Raw genomic sequence first — 23,695 nt, 5'->3', positions numbered from 1 at the left:
CATGCCCGCACCGTCCCCAACTCGCCCTGAGGCGACCCCGACCCGGCAGGCGACCTCTCCGCACCGGCCGCCGAGGCGACGCCGAACGGATTCCCTGATTCCCGGCTGGCTGTGGCTGCCCGCCTTCATCGGGATTGTGTTCCTGCTCCTGCCGATCATCGGCATGCTCACCCGAGTCGACCCGCAGAGCCTGCTCACTGTGATCACCGCCGAGGAATCCCGTTTGGCGATGCAGTTGTCCCTGCTGACCTCGGTTACATCGGCGCTCATCAGCGTCCTCATCGGCTTTCCCCTCGGGCACCTGCTCGCCACCCGGGCGTTCCCCGGTCAGCGCATCGTGCGCACCCTCATCCTGCTTCCCCTCGTACTTCCGCCGGTGGTCAGCGGCCTCGCCCTGCTCTACACCTGGGGTCGGTCGGCGATCCTCGGCGGGGGACTCGAATCGGCGGGCCTCAGCCTTGCCTACACCACCTCGGCGGTGATCATGGCACAGGTCTTCGTATCCCTGCCGTTCATGGTCATGTCCGTCGAGACCGCGACCGCGGGGCTCGGCCGTCGCTATGAGCTCACCGCCGCCGAGCTCGGTGCGAAACCCAACCGCGTGTTCTTCACGGTCACCCTGCCGCTGCTCAGGCACGGAATCATCACAGGAGCCGTCCTGTGCTTCGCACGCTCACTCGGTGAGTTCGGGGCGACGCTGACCTTCGCCGGATCGCTGTCCGGTGTCACCCGGACGATGCCTCTGCAGATCTACCTTGTGCGCGAATCCGACCCGCAGGCTGCCATCGGTCTCTCGCTCCTGCTCATCATCATCGCCGTCCTCATCATCATCCTGGCCTACCGGTCCCCGCACGCTCCTGAGCTGAAATCCTCACACACCACCTCGACACCCACCCCCACCGAGGCGGCTCTGCACTCCGCCGACACCGCGCGAAGCCGTGGGGGAGAGTCGAACCCCGAGCCACGGTCCCAGGACCACATGAAGTCGACGGCGGAAATCAGCGCCGAAGTCCGGCTGAAAGCCCGCGGAATCGAGCTGGATCTCACGTCCGGCCTGCCCGGGACCACAGCGATCATCGGCCGCAACGGGGCCGGAAAGTCCACTCTGTTCCACGTGCTCACCGGCGCTCTCACACCCGATTCGGGACGACTGCGAATCGGGCAGGACACGGTGTTCGACATCGCGGCCGGCCTGTGGCCGCCCATCCACGACCGCGGAATCGTCCACCTCGCGCAGAATCCCCTCCTGTTTCCGCATCTCAACGTCATCGACAATGTCAGCTTCGGTCTGCGAGCCCACGGTTCCACTCGCCGCTGCGCACATGAACAGGCACAGGCGATGCTCGACCGCCTTGGCGTGGGACAGTGCGCGAACCGCAGGCCCGACGCCGTCTCCGGCGGCCAGGCGGCTCGCATCGCTTTGGCTCGTGCACTCGTCGTCGAACCGAAGCTGCTGCTGCTCGACGAGCCGCTGGCCGCACTCGATGTGGACGTGGCGGTCAAGACCAGGCAGGTGCTGGCCCAGTTGCTCCAAGGGCGCAGCGCGCTGCTGATCACCCATGACGTCGATGACGTCACGGCCCTGGCCGATTCCCTTGTCCTGGTGGAGAACGGGGCAGTTGCCTACTCCGCTCCTATTGGTCAGGTCGACCCCGAAGCCACAGGTGAGGGCGCCGAATTCCTCACCAGCTTTTGCATGCGGGACCGGGACGGAATAATGTGCAATCAGTCACAATGAAGATCGACTTGCAAGGGAGCACACCGCAGTGTCCGAATTGTCCTACTCGTCGGGAACATCGACAGAACCGCTGCTCGGGATCACCATCGCCGAGCACATCAAACGCACAGCAGCGAAGAATCCCGAAGCGCTGGCATTGGTCGACCGGCATTCGAACCGGCGGTGGACCTACTCCGACTTCGATCGTGATACCGACGCGCTGGCCATCGGTCTCCTCGAACGGGGGGTGAAGAAGGGCGACCGGGTCGGAATCTGGGCGCAGAACGTCGGGGAATGGGCGCTCGTCCAGTACGCCACGGCGAAGATCGGGGCGATCCTCGTCAACGTCAATCCCGCCTACCGCAGCCACGAACTCGAGTTCGTCGTCGAACAGTCCGGAATGAGCCTGCTGATCTCGCAGATCGTCGCTCCTCCGCACTCGGACTTCCACGCCATCGCCACGGAGGTGGCCGCCAAGGTCCCGGCCCTCGACCTCGTCTTCCTCGACACCGTCTCCGACGATCTCATCGGCGGCGTCACAGTGGGCGAGCGCGAGTCCTTCGCCCACCTCATCGGGCAGGGGCGTGAGATGCTCGAAGACACTGCAGCGAAGTACGCGGTGCGGCTGCAGCAGGTCATCGACGATCTCTCTGCCGACGATCCGATCAACATCCAGTACACCTCAGGCACAACCGGATTCCCCAAGGGGGTGACGCTCAGCCACCACAACATCCTCAACAACGGCTTCTTCATCGGCGAGATGCTCTCCTACGCACCCGCCGACATCGTGGTCGTTCCCGTGCCGTACTACCACTGCTTCGGAATGGTCATCGGCAACCTCGCCGCGCTCAGCCACGGCGCCGCGGTCGTGCTGCCGGCACCGGCCTTCGACCCGGTGGCGACGATGGCGGCAGTGGCTGAGGAGAAGGCCACCTCCCTTTACGGAGTGCCGACGATGTTCATCGCCGAACTCGAGCATCCCCGATTCTCCGAGTTCGATTTCTCCACTCTGCGCACCGGTGTCATGGCGGGATCACCCTGCCCGGTCAACACGATGCGCCGAGTCATCGACGATATGAACATGTCCGAGGTCGCCATCTGCTACGGAATGACGGAGACCGCACCCGTGTCGATGATGACCCGTGTGGATGACTCACTGCAGAAACGCACCGAGACCGTGGGGCGAGTCATGCCCCATCTGGAGATCAAGATCGCCGACCCCGTCACGGGCCAAGCTGTGCCGCGCGGTCAGAAGGGCGAATTCTGCACTCGCGGATACGCCGTCATGCTCGGTTACTGGAATCAGCCTGACAAGACTGCGGAGACCATCGACTCGGCCCGGTGGATCCACACCGGCGACCTGGCGATCATGGATGATGACGGATACGTCGACATCTCCGGACGGATCAAAGACATGGTCATCCGAGGCGGAGAGAACGTCTACCCGCGAGAGGTCGAGGAGTTCCTCTATCACCATCCCGCGATCCGCGACGTCCAGGTAGTCGGCGTCTCCGACGAGAAGTACGGCGAAGAGCTCATGGCCTGGGTGATCCTCAAGGACGGATTCGACTCACTCTCCGCCGAGGAGGTGCGTGAGTTCTGCTCCGGCAAGCTCGCTCACTTCAAGATCCCCCGCTATGTCGAAGTCCGTGAGTCGTTCCCGATGACCGTGTCGGGCAAGATCCGCAAAGTCGAGTTGCGCGAAGAAGGCGAGAAGCTGGCTCACTCGGCCGGCGCCTGAGCGCGAAGGGCGCGCCCCGGCAGGAACTGCAGTCGGGTCGTGTCCGAGGTCACAAGTCGGTTGCAGTTCTGTCTGCCCCGGGTGAGCCGTTCTTCTGCCTGCCCATATTCACTAGGATTTCAACATATGAGAGCTGAATCACCACCACTGGTGTCCTTGAGCAGCGTCGAGAAGCACTACGGTGACTTCCACGCGCTGAAGAACGTCAATCTCGATATCGCCGAACGCGAGGTCGTCGTCGTCATCGGCCCGTCTGGTTCGGGCAAGTCGACCCTGTGCCGGACGATCAACCGGCTGGAGACCATCACCTCCGGCACCATCACCATCGACGGCAAGGAGCTGCCCGCCGAGGGTGCTGCTCTGGCGCAGCTGCGCTCCGACGTCGGCATGGTGTTTCAGTCCTTCAACCTCTTCGCCCACAAGACGATCCTCGAGAACGTCACGCTGGGACCGATCAAGGTCCGCAAAACGCCGAAGGCCGAAGCGGACAAGCAGGCGATGGCCCTGCTCGAACGCGTCGGCGTCGCCCACCAGGCCGACAAGTACCCGGCGCAGCTCTCCGGCGGTCAGCAACAGCGTGTTGCGATCGCCCGGTCTCTGGCGATGAAGCCGAAGGTGATGCTCTTCGACGAGCCCACCTCGGCATTGGATCCGGAGATGATCAACGAAGTCCTCGATGTCATGGTCGGACTCGCCGAAGAGGGCATGACAATGGTCGTGGTCACACATGAGATGGGCTTCGCTCGCAAGGCCGCCCACCGTGTGGTGTTCATGGCCGACGGGGAGATCGTCGAAGTCGCCGGCCCTGAGGAGTTCTTCACGAATCCCCAGAGCAGCCGAGCCAAGGACTTCCTCTCGAAGATCCTGACCAACTGAAACCACCGCTTTCACACAGCACCAACTCACTCACAAGGAGAGACCATGAAGAAGCTCAGACTGGCGGTCGCCTCGGTGGCCATCGGGATGCTGGCACTCAGCGGCTGCGGCCAGGGCGGAACCCCGGACGCACCTGCCGACGGCGACGGAGCCAAGGCGGAAGCCCCCGAATACAAGGTCAACGAAAGCGCGGACATCGCCGATTCGAAGACCTGGAAGGCCGCTAAAGACGCCGGTGAGATCACGATCGGCGTGAAGAAGGACCAGCCGGGACTCGGAAACGTCTCTGCCGGGTCGAAGGAGCCCGAGGGCTTCGATATCGAGATCGCGAAGATGGTCGCCGCGCAGCTCGGCTTCAAGCCCGACCAGATCAAGTACACGGAGACCGTCTCGGCCAACCGTGAGCCCTTCCTGCAGCAGGGCAACGTCGACATGATCGTGGCCACCTACACGATCAACGATGAGCGCAAGAAAGTCGTCGATTTCGCCGGTCCCTACTACGTGGCAGGTCAGGACCTCCTCGTGGCGGCCGATTCGGACATCGCCGGTCCCGAGGACCTCGATGGCAAGAAGGTCTGCTCCGTCGACGGTTCGACTCCTGCGCAGAACATCAAGGACAAGTACAAGAAGGCCGAACTCGTCACGTATGACGCATATTCGAAGTGCGTCACCGACCTGCAGTCGGGCTCCGTCGATGCGGTGACCACCGACGACGCGATTCTGCGCGGCTACGCCAAGCAGTACGAAGGCGAATTCAAGGTCGTCGGCAAGCCATTCACCGAAGAGCCATACGGCGTCGGTCTGCCCAAGGACGACAAGGCTCTGCGGGACGCAGTCAACGATGCTCTGGAAAAGGGCATGGACAACGGCGATTGGAAGAAGGCATTCGAATACACACTCGGATCCACCGATGGTGTCGACATGCCCAAGGTCGACCGCTACTGACCCAGTCCACAGATTGACATGATGCGAGGGCACCGGCTGCGGTGCCCTCGCATCGATTAAGGAATCTGCCATGGATTTCCTGGAGCTTCTCCAGATGTTCCTCTCCGGCGCGTGGGGAACGATCAGACTCTTCACCGTCGCCCTGATCGGATCGATGATCCTCGGTACGGTACTCGCCGCCATGCGGGTCTCACCGACCCCGGTGCTGCGCATCGCCGCGTCGACGTACATCAACGTCGTCCGGAACACTCCGCTGACGCTCGTGATGTTCTTCTGTGCATTCGGACTGCCGTTCCTCGACATCCGATTCGGGTCGACGAGTTCGTTCAACTCCTTCGTCTACGCCACGATCGCTCTTATCGCCTACACCGCGTGCTTCGTTGCGGAGACGCTGAAGTCGGGGATCTCGACGATTCCCGTCGGACAGGCCGAAGCCGCGCGCGCAGTGGGCCTGAGCTTCGGACAGACCTTGAGCGAAGTGGTTCTGCCGCAGGCCTTCCGAACGGTCATCCCGCCCCTGGGCAGTGTGATCATCGCTATGCTCAAGAACACCTCGATCGCTTCGGCGTTCAACAACCGAGAGCTGATCTCCGCGATGCGCAATGCCATCGAAATCCGCGGTGACCTCGTCATCCCGATTCTGTTCGGCACCGCATTGGCCTATCTGATCCTGGCTCTGCTGCTCGGCCGTGTCTTCGACTACCTGGAGAAGAAGCTGGTGATTCTGCGATGAGCGCACCGACGCAAGTGCTGTTCGACGAACCGGGCCCTAAATCGCGCCGGAACAACATCATCCTCTCGATCGCCTCCCTGATCGTGCTGTTGGCGCTGGTCGCCTTCGTGATCTGGAAGTTCGCCGACGCCGGTCAGCTCGAACCCGATAAGTGGTATCCGTTCACCTTCGCGCAGATCCAGATGGTGCTGCTCCAAGGCATGTTGGCCACCCTGAAGGTCGCAGTCGTGGCATCGGTCCTCGCGATGGTGGTGGGCGTGGTCTTCGCCCTCCTGCGGCTCTCGAGCAAGAGAGTCGTCTCCGTGCCCGGAACAATCATCCTCGAATTCTTCCGCGGTGTGCCCGTGCTGCTGCTCATCTTCGCAATGTTCCTCCTCTTCGGCAATGAGATCGGCCCCTTCTGGTCGGTCGTCTTCGGCCTGACCCTCTACAACGGCATGGTGCTGGCCGAGATCATCCGCGCCGGCATCCTCGCAGTCCCCACCGGACAGCGTGAAGCAGCCATGGCGATCGGGCTGCGACCGGGGCAGGTGATGAGTCTGGTGCTCATGCCGCAAGCGCTGCGAGCGATGATGCCGACGATCATCGCCCAGATCGTCGTGCTGCTGAAGGACTCGGCTCTGGGATTCATCGTCACGTATCAGGATCTGCTGTACCAGGTGAATCTCATCGGCCGGGAGTACAACAACCTGCTGCCGACGTTCATCGTCGGTGCCGCCCTGTTCATCATCATCAATATGATCGTCGCCGGGTTCGCTCGCTGGCTCGAGTCCCGACTCCAGCGCAAGACGACCGCCGACACCGAGACGGAAGGCCTGACGACGGCCATCGTCGACTGAATCCCGCGGTACGTGGCAGGTCCCGGTCGATGCCGACCGGGACCTGCTCGACCAGGTATCGTTCACATAGGAGTCGGCAATGAAGGAGTGCATCAATGCCACAGCCTCAACTCAGCCCCACACCGGTCCGAGTGGTGAAGAACACCGACCGCGAGCGGTACGAACTGTTCACCGATGAGACCCCGGGGGAGTTCATCGGGTTCCTCGCCTACCAGGTCATCGATGGCCGCACCTTGGAACTGCAGCACACGATCATCTCCGAAGGCTTCTCCCGACGAGGCTTCGCCCGCACACTCGTCACTCAAGTGCTCGACCTCATCCGAGCAGACGGAGCGTCCATCGTGCCGACCTGTACCTACGTGCAGGACTACCTAGAGCGGTTCCCGCAGTACGGCGATCTCGTGGCCCATCAGTGACCGATTCCCACCCAGACGCGGGAGCCGGCCGTTTCGCTCCGAGCCCGAGTGGGGACCTCCATATCGGCAATATCCGTTCCGGACTGCTCAGCTATGTGCGTGCCCGACAGACGGGCCGACGGTTCCTGTGGCGGATCGAGGACCTCGACCGGGTGAAGGCCGGCTCGGCCGAATCACAGCTATCGGTCTTCGCTGAACTCGGCGTCACGCCCGACGAACCGCCTCTGGTCCAATCCGAACGCACCGGCGAGTATTCGGCTGCGATTGCGAAGCTGGCGGCGGACGGTCTCGTCTACGAGTGCTACTGCTCACGCAAGGACATCGCCCAGGCCCCGAGTGCACCCCACGCACCACCCGGGGCGTACCCTGGGACCTGCCGCAACCTCGGCGAGGATGAGCGAGAATCGGCACGGCGGAGACTCGAGGCGAACAACCGTCAGCCGGCTCTGCGCCTGCACGCGGACAACCGAGAGCACCACATCGACGACGTGGTGCTCGGTCAGGTCGACGCCCTCGTCGACGACCTCGTGCTGCGAAGAGGTGACGGCATCTTCGCCTACAATCTCACCGTCGTCGTCGACGACGCAGCGAGCGGAATCGACGAGATCCTGCGTGGGGACGACCTCGCCTCCTCGGCGCCTCGGCAGGCGTATCTGTCACGGCTGTTGGGCGTGCCCGAACCCGGCTGGGTGCACGTTCCCCTGGTCCTCAACGAAGACGGTCAGCGGTTGGCCAAACGCGACGGAGCGGTGACCTATCAGCAGGTACGCAGCCTCGGGTGGTCGGTCGAGGACGTCTTCGCCTGGATGCAGCAGTCGCTGGGATTCGACGGAGACGGTCGACGGTGGAGATCCATCGACGACATGGTCAGCGGCGTGGATTTCGCTCGGATGCCGTCAGCACCGTCGGTTTTCGTTCCGCCCGCGGACCCCTGAGACCGCCTCGCTGGCTGAAACCGTCCCGATTCCTGAAGGTGATCGGCGCTCAGGCCGCAGACGAGTCGGTGGCGTCTCGGATGACTCCGTCGTAGATCGCTTCGAAGGTGTCGAGGGTGTATTCGATATCGTGTTTGGCCACGACATCGAGTGACGCCTTCGACATCTCATCGAGTTCTGCATCGGGCATCCGGCAGATGCGAGTGAAGCGATCGGCAAGCGCATCGGTGTCGCGCGGCGGGAACAGGTACCCGTTCACACCGTCGCGGACGAGGTGCGGCAGGGCCACCGCATCAGCAAGGACCACGGGTTTGCGCGAAGCCAGCGCCTCCAACGTGGCGATGGACTGCAGTTCCGCGGTCGAGGGCATGCAGAAGAAAGTGCAGCGCTGGTAAGCCTCAATGAGTTCCTTGTCGCTGATCTTCCCGAGCACGTGGACACGATCGGCGATGCCGAGTTCGCTCGCCAGCTGCTTCAGCGGTTCCTCCTGATCACCGCCGCCGACGATATCGGCTTCGAGTCCCAGTTCGGGATCGGTCGTCGCGACGGCCTCGACGATGTCTGCGGCATGCTTCTCCGAGGAGAGGCGGCCGACGAAGAGGACACGCGGAGGAATGGCGCGCGACGCAGCTGAGTCAAGTTCACGCAGATGAGCGAAACGCTGCAGGTCGATTCCGCAGGACACCGCCCGGATGGGAGAGGAGAAACCGTTTTCGGTGAGCAGATCGGCGGCTAACTGTGTGGGTACCGTGATGAAATCGGCGGACTGGAACTTCCGGCGCAGGTCCCACCAGGCGATGGCGGTTCCTCCGTCGAGAACGGCCTTCGGGGCCTTGAGATAGGGGCGGACATTGTCGGGCATGAAGTGGTTGGTGGCCACGACGGGGATTCCGCGTCTGATCGATTCGGAGAACGCATAGCGGCCGATGACGAAATGAGCCTGAGTATGCACGACATCGGGGCGGACGCTGTCGAGGAGTCGTGAGAGCTCGGGCTTCGTCTCCCACGGCATGCAGATCATCCACGTCGGGTGCAGCGGCCACCTGTGAGCGGTGAGACGGTGAACGGTCACCCCGTTCTCGACGCTGACGGAGGGTTTGCCGGTCGCCGAGGGGCACGCAACGTGGACGTCATTGCCGCGGGCGGCGAGGCCCTCAGCCAGCCGCTCGGCGAACTTCGCGGCACCGTTGACTTCGGGGGCGTACGTCTCAGCCGGAATGAGGATTCGGCGTGTCGGAGTGGGACGGTGCGCAGACAGGATTCAGCTCTCCTCGGTGTCGGTCATGGTGTCGGAACGGCGGGCGTTCCTGCGCTGAGCTTCTCGATCTCTGACATCGGGATGATACCGCGACAATACAACGACGGCCGCGCAGGCGACCAATCCGGTGAGCGAGATGAGGATGACGAGCCAGACGGGGGATTGGGCCGCCTCGCCGAGGACGATGGTGCCCAGGATGACGGCACCGATCGGGTCGATGACCGTCAGCCCTGCGATGACCATCTCCGGAGGTCCAGCAGCGTAGGCGTTCTGGACGAACCAGGACCCCAGGGCCACGGCCGCCAGCAGTGCGGCGACGTTGATCCAGGTGACCTGATCGAGTCCTGCTCGGAGGAACTGGACGCTGACCAGGTGGGCGTTCGTTGCCACGCAGGCGAAGAGCAGTCCCGCTGCGATGATGAGGACGAGCTGTGGGGCGTGACGGAAGGCCAGCATGATCACCAAGCCGACGACGACGGCGACGGCGGTGATCCAGAACAGCGGCATGGCGTCTGATCCGAGATGGACCTCCGACTGTGCTGTCGTGGCCGAGAGTCCGACGAAGAGCGAGACCCCGGCGGTGCACCAGACGACGGATTGGACGAGTCGTCTGTTGACCTTGAGCCCGCGATGACGGATGCCGAGCAGCACGGAGACGATGAGTGAGAACGCTCCGATCGGCTGCACCACCATCACCGGTGCCAGAGCCAGGGCCACGAAGTTGCCGGCTGTACCCACGCCGAGGATGCTCAGCCCGAGCAGCCACCGGCGATTGCGCAGCAGCTCTGTGAAATGCGCCCAGCTGAGTCCGTTGTGGGAGTCATCCTGCCCGGAAACCGCTTCATGCTGATACAGGGCACCATAGGCCAGTGCCACAGCCGATACGACGGCGAGGGCGATTGCCACTATGGTCACGGTGAGTCTTCCGGTTTCTGAGGTGCGGACGAGGGGAGCGGATCGCTTCGAGTCTATCGCGCGGGGAGGCTGCGAAGATGGCCGTGGACTGTGTTTGTGCTGACTGTAGGGCAACCCTGCGGCGACGGGTGGGGAAACCCTCATTATTGTGAGCTAAAGCACTGTGCGTGGTTTTGTTCGCCGGCCCGGGGGTTTGCTAAGCTGGAACACACGTCCGCAGGAAACTGCGGCATTCCTCCGTAGCTCAGTTGGCAGAGCATTCGACTGTTAATCGAAGGGTCGCTGGTTCGAGCCCAGCCGGGGGAGCAGCAAAGGCCCCGTCCGATCGGACGGGGCCTTAGTCGTGTCAGGACACCGGCTGCCACTGCTCCTTGGAAGTGGGGAATAGGTGACTCGCGCAGGGGGTTCATCCAGCATGAAGTCTTTCGGATTCCTCAGTTTCGGTCACTACGACAACGGCAGCGACCTCGACGCCGGACAGATGCTGCGGGATGCGGTGGAGATCTCCGTCGGTGCCGATGAGCTCGGAGTCAACGGCGCGTACTTCCGCGTCCACCATTTCGCGACTCAGGCGGCCTCGCCGATTCCGCTGCTGTCGACTATCGCCGCGAAGACCCGCGCGATCGAAGTCGGCACTGGGGTCATCGACATGCGATATGAGAATCCGCTCTATCTCGCCGAGGAGGCCGCCGCCCTCGATCTGCTCGCTGACCAGCGGTTGGCACTCGGCATCAGCCGCGGCTCTCCTGAGCCAGCGCTGCGCGGTTGGGAAACCTTCGGGTACGAAGATCCCACAGAGCTGAAAGCCGCGAACATGGCCCGAGAGAAGTTCGATCGATTCCTCCGTGCCGTTCGAGGCGAGGAGCTCGCACCTGCCGACCCACAGCAGTTCGGTCCCGGCAGGCGACTGCGCGTCGAACCGAATTCGCCCGGACTGGACCGACGCATCTGGTGGGGCGCCGGGTCGGCAGCCACCGCCGAAAGTGCGGCTCGGACGGGAGTGAACCTGATGAGTTCGACTCTGCTCACCGAGGCGACCGGCGCCGCGTTCGGGGACCTGCAGGCCGAACAGATCGCGAGATACCGGCAGGCCTGGAACGAAGCGGGACATGAGTGGATGCCGCGTGTCTCCGTCAGCCGCAGCATCTTCCCGATCACCACGGACCTCGATGACCTCTACTTCGGCAGGCGCGGGTCCGCGCAGGGCGACCAGATCGGCATCATCGACGACACACGTTCGACGTTCGGCCGTACCTACGCCGGTGAACCGGACAGGCTGATCGAGGAGCTCCAAGCCGATGCGGCCATCCAAGCCGCCGACACACTCATGCTCACGATCCCCAGCCAACTCGGCGTCGACTTCAACCTGCACATCCTCGAGTCCTTCGCCGAGCATGTCGCACCGGCTCTCGGATGGGTGCCTGCCGGTGCGCACTGATGGGTACCGTCGCAGGACCATCTGCGAACGTATGATGAGACCAATCGGAGACGAATCACCATAAGGGACATTTCACCATCAGGGGAGACTGAGTGAGCGAGAGCACGAAGATGACGCAGACGCAGAAGCGCATCCTCATCATCGGCCTCGTCCCCCTCTTCATGTCCTTGCTGTCGGTCTCGAGCATCAACGTTGTCCTGCCCTCAATTGCCTCCGATATCCACGCCTCCACCTCGGCTCTGCAGTGGGTGCTCACCGGTTATGCGCTGTCCTTCGGCGTCGTCCTCGTCGCCGCCGGACGTGCCGGCGACGTCTTCGGGCGCGGCCAGCTGTTCGTCATCGGCGTGGGTCTCTTCGGGCTCTCCTCATTGGTGGCAGGAATCGCCCCGGATCCGCTGACGCTCAATATCTCCCGAGTGACCATGGGGCTGGGCTCGGGGTTCCTCAACCCTCAGGTCGTGGGCTTGCTGCAGCAGTATTTCCAAGGCCCGCCGCGTGGTCGGGCGTTCGGTCTGATGGGCACCACTGTCGGTCTCTCGGTGGCCATCGGCCCAGTGCTCGGCGGTGCACTCATCGCCCTGTTCGGCAGCGACCTCGGCTGGAGGGCGACCTTCCTGGTCAACGTGCCCTTCGCGATCGCTTCTCTCATCCTCGCCCGGGTCTGGCTGCCGAGCGGCGCATGGCGACCTGCCGTCGATCAGGACGCGAAGAGCACCGACGGCGGTAAGGATCTCGATCCCGTTGGAGTCATCCTCCTCGGCGTCGGCGTCCTCCTCATCCTCCTGCCCTTCGTCGAATCTTCGCTGGGTTGGTTCATCTGGCTGTCACTGCCGCTCGGTTGCGGAGCGATCTGGCTGTGGGCGTGGTGGGAACGTCGGTATGCGCGCCTGGGACGCCCTCCCATGGTCGACCTCGATCTCTTCCGGATCCGCAGCTTCAGCAACGGTTCCATCATCATCGCCCTCTACTTCCTCGGCGTCACCAGCGTCTGGGTCCTCGTCGCTATGTACATGCAGCAGGGCTTGGGACATACGGCTCTGGCCGCGGGAATGATCGGTCTTCCTGCCGCGCTGTGCTCGGCAGTCTCCGCCGATGTGTCCGGACGGTTCGTCTTCCAGATCGGGCGCCGTCTCGTCGTCTGGGGAATCGCACTGTGTCTCATGGGTCTGCTGGCCACGATCGGCGTCGTCGCGCTGCTGTCCCAGGGGATCGGAAGCGAGTGGTGGATGCTGCTCACCCTGGCGTTCATCGGCACCGCTCAGGGCATGGTCATCAGCCCCAATCAAACCCTGACCCTGCAGGAGGTCCCCCTGCGATACGCCGGCTCCTCCGGCGGAGTGCTGCAGACCGGGCAGCGCATCGGCACTTCGATGGGGCTTGCGATCATGACTGCTCTGGCCTTCTCGATCACTGCGGTGAGCAACTGGCACTGGGGGATGATCGGGGCGTTCGTCGCGATCGCCGTCGTTGTCATCCTCGCCGGAATCGTCGGCATCGTCGAAGTCCGCCGAGGCGGTCCCCGCCGCCCCTGAGGGCACGCTCGCGGCGCGCCCGGCGTCGGAATATCATCGTCAGCTGTCAGCGCAATAATGTTACGGATTTTAGACAATCCGCTCTGTCCGAATATGGAAGACTGTTTACGCACATCAGCCCATGGAAGGAATCACAGTGGTCGAGGCGGTACCCGATGACGAGCTCGGGCTCGAGGAACTCGTGCGTTCGGGCGGGATCGAAACCTATTTCGCCCCCGTCGTCGACGCATTGACCTTCCAGCGGGTCGGCCATCAGATTCTGCAGGCTCCCACGGGGGCCCCGGAGCTGGGCCGTGCCGAGTCGGAGAACCTCCGCCACGCCATGCGCGTCGCCACCATCACCGGTGATATCGACGCCTCTCTGCGGGACTCGGCGCTGCGTACTGCAGAGGGCGCAGGGCTGCCGAAGTCCAACCGCCTGTTCCTCCACGCCGAAGCCGAATCCTTTGCAACCCTCGAGGACCGCACTGGGGAACCCGACCGCTCGGTCATCCTGCAGCTCGACGCCAACCGCGTCGCCTCGGCTCCGGCCTCGGTGCTGCGTTCCGTCCGCTCAGCACGTGCCATGGGTTGGGGAGTGGGCATGTCATCGGTCGGTCCCGACTTGCGCAGCACCTCCTTCGTTCCGCTGGTCAATCCTTCAGTGGTCGGACTCCATCCGGACGTTCTGCGGATTGACTGCGACTCTCATCTGGCCGAACTCAACCGGCTTCTCCACGCTCATCTCGAACGCACGGGAGCGGTCATCCTCGCCGACGGTGTCGAAACCGAAGACGATCTGGACCGGGTGCGTGCGCTGGGAGCACGGTTCATGTCCGGGCCCTACTTCGGTGAGGCCACGAAGCAGCCGGAGTCATTCTCCGAACCGAGCGAGGACGCTCTCGTCTCCCACTACTCTCGCAATCTGCCGGCGCTGGGAACTCCGTACTCGATTTCGCAGGGGCTCCGGCGTGAGCCGTTGGTGATGAACCGCGAACTCCTCGTCGCCCAGATCGCGGCGCTGGAGGAACGCGCTCTGGCGTCGGGAACCGCGACCATCACCCTCGGTGTGTTCGGCGAAGACGACGGATTCTCCGAGGAGACACGACTGCGGTACGAGAAGATCCGCGACACGGTAGGGCTGACGGCGATGTTCTCCGGTGGGTTCGACGGACCGCCGATTCCCGGTGTGCGCACCGGACTCGTTGATGCCTCGGATCCCATGCGCAACGAGCACGGCGTCGTCGTGGTCGGACCGGATTGGTCGGGCATGGTCGCGGCGTCGAAGCGCAACGATCCGGGCAGCGACGGGCAGACGGTCTTCGACGTATACATCACCACCGACCGCTACACATGTGTCGACGCCGCACGCAGTGTTCTCACCCGCGTCGCCCCTCTCAACGCAATGGCGCAGCAGCGGGCCTGAGGCCCCAGGCTCAGCGCGCCTCGACTCCTACGTAAGCGTGCGTGGACGCATGTGTGAACGCGCGCGTGAACCGAATGGGGCGGTGGACTCCGATGGTGCTAATGTTGTCTCGGCTGGCCCCCGTAGCTCAGCTGGTTAGAGCAGGGAACTCATAATTCCTTGGCCGTCGGTTCAAGTCCGACCGGGGCACCACAAAGCGCTGGATGCGCGCACCAGCTGTCGTCCAGTCGTCAGTGTTCACCTTGTCGCCCAATTGTGGACAGTCATTATCGACACCCGATGCCACCAGCGTCTTTAGTGCTTGGCTGCGCGTCGATCTTCGACTATCATGTGGTCAGCACCTCCTTTCGGATCGTAGGGGAAGACGTATCCGAAGTAGGAGGCAGAAATGGATATGACACAGGGCGTACTCTTCGTCCACTCAGCACCTCGTGCGCTGTGCCCTCACATCGAGTGGGCAGCGGGCGGGGCCATCGGCGCACAGGCACGCTTCGACTGGACACCCCAGCCGGCAGCACCAGGTCTCGTGCGCGCAGAAGTCTGCTGGCGCGCGCCTGCAGGCTCCGGTGCTCGCATCGCATCCGCATTGCGCGGATGGGACTCACTTCGCTACGAAGTCACCGAGGAGCCCTCGGCCGGAGTCGACGGCGGACGTTGGAGCCACACACCCGATCTGGGTATCTACCACGCGATAACCGACACCGCCGGAAACATCCTCGTCCCCGAAGACCGCATCCGCTCCGTCATGGAACGAGCAGCAGGCGATCCCGCGAAGTTCTCCTCCGAGATGGCGATTGCCCTCGGCGAAGCCTGGGATGAAGAACTCGACGCATTTCGCCACGCAGGCGAAGGCGCACCGGTGCGCTGGCTGACCAAGGTCGGCTGAGCCGTTCTCTGCCGCGTCCCAGCCGTACAGACTCGTCACGGTTCGGATCGCTTCGTTCTGCTCAATGGGCACACCTTCCTGCCTCGGGTGTGCCCATTTTGCGTGCCTGAACACCGAACGCCTCTCAGATGTTCGACATATGCAAACGGCCCACTCTGAGTTGGATTGCACAGGTTCAAAACCGTGCTTCCTGACTCACAGTGGGCCGTTAGAGCTGTCTGGGGTCGAACAGGGCCTCAGACCGAGCGGAACGCGACGACGGCGTTGTGACCCCGAAGCCGAACGAGTTCGTGATCGCTGCGATATCGCCCGCAGGCAGCTCCTGCGGAGTGTTGCGGACGATGTTGATTCCCTTGACCTTCGGGTCGATCTCGTCGACGTTGATGGTCGGGGGAGCGGTGCGTGTCTGCAGCGCCTTGACGGTGAGGATCGCTTCGACGGCGCCGGTGCCACCGAGGAGGTGGCCGGTCATCGATTTCGTGGCCGAAACCAGTGCATCGGAGACCTTGTCGCCGAGGAGTTCGCTGATTGCCAGCGATTCGGGGATGTCTCCGACCGGAGTCGATGTGGCGTGCGCGTTGACGTGCTTGATGTCAGCAGCGGTGAGGCCACCTGCGTCGAGTGCCTGCTGCATGGCTGCCAACGCATGCTTGCCCTCGGGCTCTCCGCCGGTGATGTGATAGGCGTCGTTCGAGATGCCCCAGCTGGCCACCTCGGCGTAGATCTTCGCACCACGAGCCTTTGCATGCTCCTCGGTCTCGAGGATCAGCGTTCCCGCACCTTCGCCCATAACGAATCCGTCACGGTCGATGTCATAGGGACGCGAGGCGGTCTCGGGCGAATCGGTGCGACGCGACAGCGCCTGCATCGAATTGAACGAAGCGAGGGTGATCGGGTGGATCGCGGCTTCGGAACCGCCGGCGATGATGATATCGGCCTTGCCCGAAGAGAGAACGTCATAGGCGTGACCAAGGCTCTCGGTCGATGAAGCACAGGCGGAGACCAGGGTCTGCACGCCGGCGCGGGCCTTGAACTCCATTCCGATGGCAGCCGCAGGTCCGTTCGGCATGAGCATGGGAACGGTCAGGGGCATGACTCGGCGCGGGCCTTCCTCCTGGAGGGTGTCCCAGGCGTCGAGCAGAGTCCAGACTCCGCCGATTCCGGTGGCCCAGGAGACCGCGGTACGCTCCGGGTCGGTCTCCTCGAGACCGGCGTTGGCCATGGCTTCACGAGCGGAGATGAGAGCGAATTGGCTCGAGGGGTCAAGGCGCTTGGCCTGGACCCTCTTGAGGTTGTCGGGCACGACCTGTGGGTCGACCTGCGCTGCGAAGTCCACGGCGAGGCCGTATTTCTCCGACCAGTCGTTGTCCATTGTGTGGACGCCGGACTGACCAGCCAGAATGGCTTCCCAAGTGGCATCGACAGTCGCGCCCAAGGGGGTTACCGCACCGATTCCGGTGACGACAACTTTAGATGTCATGGTACAAACCTCGTCGATAGTGTGGACACGGCCCGTCTGTGGACGGGCCGTGTTCGGCTGCTGTGGCTCAGGCTTCCTGAGCCTTGTTGATGTAGTCGACAGCGTCCTGAACGGTGACGAGGTCCTTGACGTCGTCATCGGGGATCTTCACGCCGAACTTCTTCTCAGCATTGACGACGATGGTCATCATCGAGATGGAGTCGATGTCGAGGTCATCGGTGAACGACTTGTCGGCTTCGACTGCTTCGACAGCCAGGCCGGTCTCTTCATTGACGATCTCTGCCAGCCCTGCGAGGACTTCAGCTTCGGTGAATGCCATTTCTTTCCTACTTTCTGATTTCGGTCGAGGGTTTTTCGACCGTTTGAGGAACTTTTCGACGAGTGTCCCGCCGAATATCTTAGGACATTCACGGAGAGTTTTCCGTGAATGGGTGTGTCTCAGGGCAGGCGCACGACCTGCGCGCCGTAGACGAGGCCCGCACCGAAGCCCATCTGCAGGGCGAGACCGCCGCTGAGCTCGGGCTGTTCGCGCAGGAGCCGTTCGGTAGCCAGCGGGATCGACGCCGCCGAGGTGTTCCCGTTGTCGGCGATGTCACGGGCGATGACGACGGACTCGGGAAGCTTCAGCTGCTTCGCGAGCTCATCGATGATGCGCATGTTCGCCTGGTGCGGAATGAAGGCTGCGAGATCCTCGGCTTCGATTCCGGAGGCTGCGAGGGCTTCCTTGGCCACCTCGGCGCCGTCCCACACAGCCCAGCGGAAGACGGTCGGCCCGTCCTGACGCAGGGTTGGGAAGGGCAGTTCGCGATCGTCGCGGATGTCATAGAGCGAATCGGTCATCCGGATCGTCGACCAGTTCTCTCCCTTCGACCCCCACACCGTCTTCGAGATGCCGGGTTCGTCGGCGGAACTGACGACGACTGCACCGGCACCGTCACCGAGGATGAACGAGATCGAACGGTCTTCGGGGTCGATGACCTCGGAGAGCTTCTCCGCACCGATGACGAGGACGTTGTCCATGGTTCCGGCGCGGACCAGTGCATCAGCCTGGGAGATGCCGTAGCAATAGCCGGCACACGCGGCGCTGATGTCCCACGCAGGGATCGGACCTGTGCCCAGCCGCGCGGTCAGCGCCGCCGCCGCTGAAGGCGTGAAGTATTCGAAGGTGACTGTCGAGATGATGATCGCACCGATGTCCTCGGGCTTGAGTCCCGCGGAGGCGATTGCTTCGAGCGCGGCTTCCTCGGACATATCGAGGACGCCGACATCCTTGCTGGCACGACGGCGGGTGATGATGCCTGTGCGCTGACGGATCCATTCGTCTGAGGAGTTGATCGGTCCGGCGATGTCGTCATTGGTGACGAGATTCTCTGCACGGTAGGCACCGATTCCGGCAATGCGGGAGAAAGTGCCGGGCTCAGCAGTCTTGAGTGTAGGCATGACGTCTTCTTTCGATTCTCAGGCGTGGGCTGCCGCGAACTCACGCGCGCCGTCGAGGTCGGCGGCCGATTTGATGGCGAATGTCTCGACGCGCTTCATGGCACGTCGAGCGATTCCGGTGAGAGTTCCACCGGGGACGAGCTCGATCATTCCGGTGACCCCGTCGCTCAGCAGGCTGTCCTGGCACAGGTCCCAGCGCACCGGGTTCGTGACCTGCTTGACCAGACGGTCGACGTATTCGCGACCGGTCTCGACCGCGGTCCCGTCGGAGTTGCTGAGGATCGAGACGCTGGGGTCGGAGACCTCCATCGCCGAAGCGGCGGCAGCCAGATCATCGGTGGCCGCGGCCATGAACTCGGTGTGGAAGGCACCAGCCACGGGCAGCGAAATGACCCGGGCACGCTCCGGCGGGTTCTCAGCCAGTGCTTCGAGTGCCTCGAGGGATCCGGCGGCCACGGTCTGACCCCCGCCGTTGACATTGGCGGGGCTGGCTCCGGCAGCCTCGATGGCGGCGAGAACATCTTCGGGCTGGCCGCCGACGACGGCGGACATCCCGGTCGGAGTGGAGGCGGCAGCGGCAGCCATCCCATCCGCGCGGACCTTGACGAATGCCATGGCATCGGCCGGGGTGAAGATTCCCGCGATCTGTGCGGCGGCGATCTCTCCCACGGAGTGGCCGGCGACGACTGCCGGGGTGACTCCGAGTTCGGCGGCGCAGGCGATGGCGGAGGCGACGAGCAGAGGCTGTGCCACCGCGGTGTCCTTGATCGTCTCGTCATCGGATTCGGTACCGTGCTGACGCAGATCGATCCCCGAGGCGGTCGAGAGTTCGTCGATCTGTGCCGAGAATGTGTCGAGTTCGAGGAACGAACTCAGGAAACCGGTCTTCTGGGCTCCTTGGCCCGGACAGGTGATTGCAAGCACTCAGTTCTCTTTTCGTTGGGTTCCGTTGATCAATCTAATGGACTCTGGGCCGGTCTCAGTGAGATTTGTCGCTGTTCGACAATACGCCGTCCTCGGACAGTCGCCCATACACCAAGGCGATGTGGATGACGAAGGCATCGCGCGAGGTCGTCGGGTCGAGCCCGATGGCGTCGGTGATCTTCCGCAATCGGTATCGCACAGTGTTGGGGTGCACGGACAGCGCCTTGGCCGTGGCTTCGAGCGAAGATCCGAATTCGACGTAGGCGCTCACGGTCTTCAGCAGCTGGCCCGTTCCCGAGGTCAGCGGTTCGTAATAGCGTTCGATGAGTTCGGACAAGGCGATCTGGTCCCCGGACAGGGCACGTTCGGGCAGCAGGTCATCGGCCTTGACCGGGCGAGGGGAGTCCGGACGCGCGGTCGCCGCCTTGAGTGCCCGGATCGCCGCCTTCGCCGAGGTGGCCGCCTCGGCGAGACCTGGGACCGCGGGCCCGACGATGACTTCGGAGGGTCCGAAGCAGTCCGAGAGGTCCTCGACGGCGTCATCGAGCTCCGTGACTCCTCCCAGAACGATGAGCAGACGGTTGTCGTGGATGCCGACGAGCGCATCATCGGCCCAGCGACTCGCCTTGCGGCGGATGCCGTCCAATCCCTTCTTCGCCGCACGCTGCGGGGCGCGGCCGACGATGACGCACACCGGGCCCTCGGACTGCCAGCCGAAGGCAGCCGTGCGGCTGGCGAGTTCGTCCACGGAGTCTCCGCGCACGAGGGCATCGACAACCATCGCCTCGAGGCGGGCGTCCCAGCTGCCGCGGGCCTCGGCGGCGCGGGCGTAGACATCGGCTGCGGCGAACGCGATCTCACGTGAGTAGACGAGCACGGCCTCGCGCAGGGCCGGCTGCTCGACGGGGCGAGCGATGTCCGGGACGCGCTCTTCGACGACTTCGACGACGATCTTGAGCAGCTGCAGCGTCTGCTGCAGGCTGATGGCGCGGATGAGGTCGCGTGGTGCGGTTTTGAAGATGTCGGAGACGACGCGCAGATTCTTATCGGGTTTGCGATACCAATCGACGAACGAGGAGATGCCCGATTGGGCGAGCAATCCCACCCAGGAGCGGTCAGACGACGACATCGAGCGGTACCAGGGCAGCTGCGCCTCCAGCCGCTGCAGAGTCACCGAGGACAGGACACCGACTCCCGCACGCAGTCTGCGGGCGGTTTCGGCGCGACGGCGCAGGGTCTCGGCATCAGACATCATGAGCACGAGTTTAGACGAATCAGAACAACCCAGTTGTCAGCGACATACAAAGACTCAGAAAAGGCGACAAATATGGCCGGAGTCTTGGAGACTCCGGCCATATCAGCTCTCAGCGTTCGAATGAGATCAGGCGCCTGCCCCCTCGGTCGAACCCGAGCTGCCGGCACGGACATCGTCGAGCTGGTACTTCTCAGCCGCCTCGGCGGCCTTGTCGATCGAGATCTTTCCGGTGTCAGCCAGCGAGATGAGTGCCTGCGTGACCACGGACGGACCGTCGACGAGGTAGTAACGACGTGCCGCCGGCCGGGTGTCGGAGATTCCGTATCCGTCGGTTCCCAGCGAGGTGAAGTGGCTGGGCACGTACTGGCGGATCTGGTCGGGAACAGCGCGCATGTAGTCCGAGGTCGCGATGACCGGGCCTTCGGTCTCGGCCATCTTCTCGGTCACATACGGGGTGCGCGGTTCGGAGTCGGGGTTCTTCAGACGCTCGTTCTCGGCGTCGAGTCCGTCGCGGCGCAGCTCCGTCCACGAGGTCACCGACCATACATCGGCCGAGACGCCCCAGTCCTGGTCGAGCAGCTCCTGGGCTTCGAGCACCCACGGCACACCGACGCCGGAGGCCATGAGCTGAACCTTCGGGCCGCCGTTGTCGGGGCCCTTCTTCAGCAGGTAGAGGCCCTTGAGCACGCCTTCGACGTCGAGATCCTCCGGTTCGGCCGGCTGGACCATCGGCTCGTTGTACATCGTGATGTAGTAGAGCACGTCGGGATCCCGCTCATCGGCCGGATCGTACATCCGGTGGATGCCGTCCTTGACGATATGGGCGATCTCGTAGCTGTAGGCCGGGTCGTAGGAGACCACCGACGGATAGGTCGAGGCCAGCAGGTGCGAATGTCCGTCGCCGTGCTGGAGGCCTTCGGCCACGAGGGTGGTGCGTCCCGCGGTGGCTCCGAGGACGAATCCGCGAGCCATCTGATCTCCGGCAGCCCAGAAGAAGTCACCGGAGCGCTGGAAGCCGAACATCGAGTAGAAGATGTAGAACGGGATCATCGGCTCGCCGTGCGTGGCGTAGGAGGTGCCGACTGCGGTCAGAGCTGCGGTCGCTCCGGCCTCGTTGATCCCGACGTGGAGCAGCTGACCGTCCGTGGCCTCCTTGTAGGCGAGGAACAGGTCGCGGTCGACGGAGATGTAGTTCTGCCCGTGCGGATTGTAGATCTTCGCCGTCGGGAAGAACGAGTCCATACCGAAGGTGCGGGCCTCATCGGGGATGATCGGCACGATCCGGTGACCGAACTCTTTCTCCCTCATGAGGTCCTTGAGCACACGCACGAAGCCCATCGTGGTGGCGATCTCCTGCTTGCCGGATCCGCGGCGCCCGGCCTGGTAGGCCTTGTCGGAGGGCAGCTTGAGATCGACATGGGTGGTTCGCCGCTCGGGGGAGTAGCCGCCGAGCTCCGCGCGACGCTCCTGCATGTACTTGATCTCGGGAGCGTCGACTCCCGGATGGTAGTACGGGGGCAGCTTCGGGTTGTCCTCGAGCTCCTTGTCCGAGATCGGGATCTGGAAGTGGTCACGGGCGAGCTTGAGGTCGTCAACCGTGAGCTTCTTCATCTGGTGAGTGGCGTTGCGGGCCTCGAAGTGAGGTCCAAGCGAGTAGCCCTTGACCGTCTTGACGAGGATGACGGTCGGCTGACCGGTATGGGCCATCGCGGCCTTGTACGCAGCGAAGACCTTGCGGTAGTCGTGACCGCCGCGCTTGAGGTTCCAGATCTGCTCGTCGCTGTAGTCCTCGACCATCGCCTTCGTCCGCGGATCGCGGCCGAAGAAGTTGTCGCGCACGAACCCGCCGGACTCGCCCTTATAAGTCTGGTAGTCGCCGTCGGGGGTGGCGTTCATCAGGTTGACGAGTGCACCGTCGCGGTCCTTGGCCAGCAGCGCGTCCCATTCGCGGCCCCAGACAACCTTGATGACGTTCCAGCCGGCACCGCGGAAGTACGACTCGAGTTCCTGCATGATCTTGCCGTTGCCGCGGACGGGTCCGTCGAGACGCTGCAGGTTGCAGTTGATGACGAAGTTGAGGTTGTCGAGCTCCTCGAAAGCGGCGACGTGGAGCATGCCGCGGCTCTCGGGCTCGTCGAGCTCGCCGTCGCCGAGGAAGGCCCAGGTCTGCTGCTGTGAGGTGTCCTTGATCCCGCGGTTGTGCAGGTACTTGTCGAACTGTGCCTGCGCGATCGCGTTCATCGGGCCGAGCCCCATCGACACCGTCGGGTGCTCCCAGAAGTCGGGCAGCTGGTGAGGGTGGGGGTAGGACGGCAGTCCTTGCGGCTTGCCGTCGATGAAGTGCGACTGCTGCTGGCGGAAGCCGTCGAGCTGATCGGCGCTCATCCGGCCTTCGAGGAAGGCCCGGGCGTACATGCCGGGGGAGGCGTGCCCCTGGTAGAAGATGTGGTCGCCGCCGCCGGGATGGTCCTTGCCCCGGAAGAAGTGGTTGAGGCCCACCTCGTAGAGAGTCGCTGAGGAGGCGTAGGTGGAGATGTGTCCACCGACCTCGACTCCGGGGCGCTGGGCCCGGTGGACGAGCATGGCCGCATTCCAGCGATTCCAGCGACGGTAGCGGCGTTCGACCTCTTCGTCACCGGGGAACCAGGGTTCGTTCTCCGGGCCGATGGTGTTGACGTAGTCGGTAGCGGTGAGGCTGGGCACGCCGATCTGCTTCTGGCGTGAGCGCTCGAGCATGCGCAGCATGACATAGCGTGCTCGAGAACGACCGCCCTCATCGATGAGGCCATCGAGGGAGGCCAGCCATTCAGCGGTCTCCTCCGGGTCGATGTCGGGCACCTGGCTGGGCAGCCCGTTGAGGATGGGCCCGCCCTGATTCCGATTGTCCACGATGTGGTCCTCTCTTCAGCTCCACGATCTTCTTTGGTGTAGAGATCATGTCCATCGGGTGGTGTGTGCTC

General features: G+C 63.6%; 19 protein-coding genes, 2 tRNA genes and 1 pseudogene. 14 read left to right on the top strand and 8 right to left on the bottom strand.

Going from position 1 to position 23,695, the window contains the following annotated elements; genetic code table 11:
- The first annotated feature begins 1 nt into the window (after position 1).
- From BLU88_RS11845 to gluQRS, 8 genes are all read left to right on the top strand, one after another.
- Positions 2 to 1,738, top strand: a complete 1,737-nt coding sequence (locus tag BLU88_RS11845; protein WP_092014080.1) for an ABC transporter permease — start codon at positions 2 to 4, stop codon at positions 1,736 to 1,738.
- Between the two features lie 28 nt (positions 1,739 to 1,766).
- On the top strand, positions 1,767 to 3,458 hold the full coding sequence (locus BLU88_RS11840) for an AMP-binding protein (protein ID WP_092014078.1): 1,692 nt from the start codon (positions 1,767 to 1,769) through the stop codon (positions 3,456 to 3,458).
- Between the two features lie 126 nt (positions 3,459 to 3,584).
- A complete protein-coding gene (locus BLU88_RS11835) occupies positions 3,585 to 4,334 on the top strand; it encodes an amino acid ABC transporter ATP-binding protein (protein ID WP_092014075.1) in 750 nt (249 codons plus the stop codon).
- A gap of 45 nt (positions 4,335 to 4,379) precedes the next feature.
- A complete protein-coding gene (locus BLU88_RS11830; protein ID WP_092014071.1) occupies positions 4,380 to 5,279 on the top strand; it encodes a glutamate ABC transporter substrate-binding protein in 900 nt (299 codons plus the stop codon).
- Between the two features lie 70 nt (positions 5,280 to 5,349).
- Positions 5,350 to 6,012 carry an amino acid ABC transporter permease gene (locus BLU88_RS11825; protein WP_092014068.1) on the top strand — a complete coding sequence of 221 codons (663 nt, stop codon included), beginning with the start codon at positions 5,350 to 5,352 and terminating at the stop codon, positions 6,010 to 6,012.
- Positions 6,009 to 6,851 (top strand): amino acid ABC transporter permease, encoded by an 843-nt coding sequence (locus BLU88_RS11820; RefSeq protein ID WP_092014065.1) that lies wholly within the window; start codon positions 6,009 to 6,011, stop codon positions 6,849 to 6,851. The genes BLU88_RS11825 and BLU88_RS11820 overlap by 4 nt, the downstream gene beginning before the upstream one ends.
- 95 nt (positions 6,852 to 6,946) lie before the next feature.
- The gene (locus tag BLU88_RS11815) at positions 6,947 to 7,267 is read left to right on the top strand and encodes a GNAT family N-acetyltransferase (RefSeq protein WP_092014062.1); all 321 of its coding nucleotides are present in this window, start codon (positions 6,947 to 6,949) and stop codon (positions 7,265 to 7,267) included.
- Complete coding sequence (gene gluQRS, locus BLU88_RS11810; RefSeq protein WP_092014059.1) at positions 7,264 to 8,202, top strand: tRNA glutamyl-Q(34) synthetase GluQRS; 939 nt, start codon at positions 7,264 to 7,266, stop codon at positions 8,200 to 8,202. The genes BLU88_RS11815 and gluQRS overlap by 4 nt, the downstream gene beginning before the upstream one ends.
- 49 nt (positions 8,203 to 8,251) lie before the next feature.
- Here the strand turns inward: gluQRS and BLU88_RS11805 are convergent, their stop codons facing one another.
- Together BLU88_RS11805 and BLU88_RS11800 are read right to left on the bottom strand one after the other, a co-directional pair.
- Positions 8,252 to 9,421 (bottom strand): glycosyltransferase, encoded by a 1,170-nt coding sequence (locus tag BLU88_RS11805; protein ID WP_231939733.1) that lies wholly within the window; start codon positions 9,419 to 9,421, stop codon positions 8,252 to 8,254.
- 42 nt (positions 9,422 to 9,463) lie between these two features.
- A complete protein-coding gene (locus BLU88_RS11800) occupies positions 9,464 to 10,375 on the bottom strand; it encodes a DMT family transporter (RefSeq protein ID WP_231939379.1) in 912 nt (303 codons plus the stop codon).
- 233 nt (positions 10,376 to 10,608) lie between these two features.
- On the opposite strand from BLU88_RS11800, the gene BLU88_RS11795 reads away from it, so the two are divergent.
- The 6 genes from BLU88_RS11795 (at position 10,609) to BLU88_RS11770 (ending at position 15,636) form a co-directional block, all read left to right on the top strand.
- Positions 10,609 to 10,681 (top strand) — tRNA-Asn (locus BLU88_RS11795).
- A gap of 109 nt (positions 10,682 to 10,790) precedes the next feature.
- Positions 10,791 to 11,813 carry an LLM class flavin-dependent oxidoreductase gene (locus BLU88_RS11790; RefSeq protein WP_092014051.1) on the top strand — a complete coding sequence of 341 codons (1,023 nt, stop codon included), beginning with the start codon at positions 10,791 to 10,793 and terminating at the stop codon, positions 11,811 to 11,813.
- 92 nt (positions 11,814 to 11,905) lie between these two features.
- Positions 11,906 to 13,345 (top strand): MFS transporter, encoded by a 1,440-nt coding sequence (locus BLU88_RS11785; RefSeq protein WP_092014048.1) that lies wholly within the window; start codon positions 11,906 to 11,908, stop codon positions 13,343 to 13,345.
- Positions 13,346 to 13,466: 121 nt separating this feature from the next.
- A complete protein-coding gene (locus BLU88_RS11780) occupies positions 13,467 to 14,750 on the top strand; it encodes an EAL domain-containing protein (protein WP_092014045.1) in 1,284 nt (427 codons plus the stop codon).
- 116 nt (positions 14,751 to 14,866) lie between these two features.
- Positions 14,867 to 14,942, top strand: a tRNA-Ile gene (locus tag BLU88_RS11775).
- 202 nt (positions 14,943 to 15,144) lie between these two features.
- On the top strand, positions 15,145 to 15,636 hold the full coding sequence (locus BLU88_RS11770) for a DUF3145 domain-containing protein (protein ID WP_092017447.1): 492 nt from the start codon (positions 15,145 to 15,147) through the stop codon (positions 15,634 to 15,636).
- Positions 15,637 to 15,872: 236 nt separating this feature from the next.
- Here the strand turns inward: BLU88_RS11770 and BLU88_RS11765 are convergent.
- The 6 genes and pseudogenes from BLU88_RS11765 to aceE form a co-directional block, all read right to left on the bottom strand.
- Positions 15,873 to 17,116: pseudogene (locus BLU88_RS11765) on the bottom strand (beta-ketoacyl-[acyl-carrier-protein] synthase family protein).
- 67 nt (positions 17,117 to 17,183) lie between these two features.
- Entirely contained in the window at positions 17,184 to 17,435 is a 252-nt protein-coding gene (locus BLU88_RS11760; protein WP_025776743.1) for an acyl carrier protein, read from the bottom strand.
- Positions 17,436 to 17,554: 119 nt separating this feature from the next.
- Positions 17,555 to 18,556, bottom strand: coding sequence for a beta-ketoacyl-ACP synthase III (locus BLU88_RS11755; protein WP_092014042.1), 1,002 nt, complete (start codon positions 18,554 to 18,556; stop codon positions 17,555 to 17,557).
- An 18-nt stretch (positions 18,557 to 18,574) separates the two neighbouring features.
- Complete coding sequence (locus tag BLU88_RS11750) at positions 18,575 to 19,480, bottom strand: ACP S-malonyltransferase (RefSeq protein WP_092014039.1); 906 nt, start codon at positions 19,478 to 19,480, stop codon at positions 18,575 to 18,577.
- 55 nt (positions 19,481 to 19,535) lie between these two features.
- On the bottom strand, positions 19,536 to 20,735 hold the full coding sequence (locus tag BLU88_RS11745; RefSeq protein WP_092017445.1) for a PucR family transcriptional regulator: 1,200 nt from the start codon (positions 20,733 to 20,735) through the stop codon (positions 19,536 to 19,538).
- A gap of 126 nt (positions 20,736 to 20,861) precedes the next feature.
- The gene (gene aceE / locus BLU88_RS11740) at positions 20,862 to 23,624 is read right to left on the bottom strand and encodes a pyruvate dehydrogenase (acetyl-transferring), homodimeric type (RefSeq protein WP_092014036.1); all 2,763 of its coding nucleotides are present in this window, start codon (positions 23,622 to 23,624) and stop codon (positions 20,862 to 20,864) included.
- Between the last annotated feature and the right edge of the window lie 71 nt (positions 23,625 to 23,695).

It is taken from the genome of Brevibacterium siliguriense (assembly GCF_900105315.1).
Classification (GTDB): Bacteria; Actinomycetota; Actinomycetes; order Actinomycetales; family Brevibacteriaceae; genus Brevibacterium; species Brevibacterium siliguriense.
Note: the sequence above shows the minus strand (reverse complement) of the source record. Positions and strands in the feature narration are given on the sequence as shown.

Excerpts from the sequence above, each read along its gene's own strand:
- BLU88_RS11845 (WP_092014080.1), top strand. The coding sequence starts at position 2 with ATGCCCGCACCGTCCCCAACTCGCCCTGAGGCGACCCCGACCCGGCAG.
- BLU88_RS11835 (WP_092014075.1), top strand. The coding sequence starts at position 3,585 with ATGAGAGCTGAATCACCACCACTGGTGTCCTTGAGCAGCGTCGAGAAG.
- BLU88_RS11830 (WP_092014071.1), top strand. The coding sequence starts at position 4,380 with ATGAAGAAGCTCAGACTGGCGGTCGCCTCGGTGGCCATCGGGATGCTG.
- BLU88_RS11825 (WP_092014068.1), top strand. The coding sequence starts at position 5,350 with ATGGATTTCCTGGAGCTTCTCCAGATGTTCCTCTCCGGCGCGTGGGGA.
- BLU88_RS11820 (WP_092014065.1), top strand. The coding sequence starts at position 6,009 with ATGAGCGCACCGACGCAAGTGCTGTTCGACGAACCGGGCCCTAAATCG.
- BLU88_RS11815 (WP_092014062.1), top strand. The coding sequence starts at position 6,947 with ATGCCACAGCCTCAACTCAGCCCCACACCGGTCCGAGTGGTGAAGAAC.
- BLU88_RS11790 (WP_092014051.1), top strand. The coding sequence starts at position 10,791 with ATGAAGTCTTTCGGATTCCTCAGTTTCGGTCACTACGACAACGGCAGC.
- BLU88_RS11780 (WP_092014045.1), top strand. The coding sequence starts at position 13,467 with ATGGAAGGAATCACAGTGGTCGAGGCGGTACCCGATGACGAGCTCGGG.
- BLU88_RS11770 (WP_092017447.1), top strand. The coding sequence starts at position 15,145 with ATGACACAGGGCGTACTCTTCGTCCACTCAGCACCTCGTGCGCTGTGC.
- BLU88_RS11760 (WP_025776743.1), bottom strand. The coding sequence starts at position 17,435 with ATGGCATTCACCGAAGCTGAAGTCCTCGCAGGGCTGGCAGAGATCGTC.
- BLU88_RS11755 (WP_092014042.1), bottom strand. The coding sequence starts at position 18,556 with ATGCCTACACTCAAGACTGCTGAGCCCGGCACTTTCTCCCGCATTGCC.
- BLU88_RS11745 (WP_092017445.1), bottom strand. The coding sequence starts at position 20,735 with ATGATGTCTGATGCCGAGACCCTGCGCCGTCGCGCCGAAACCGCCCGC.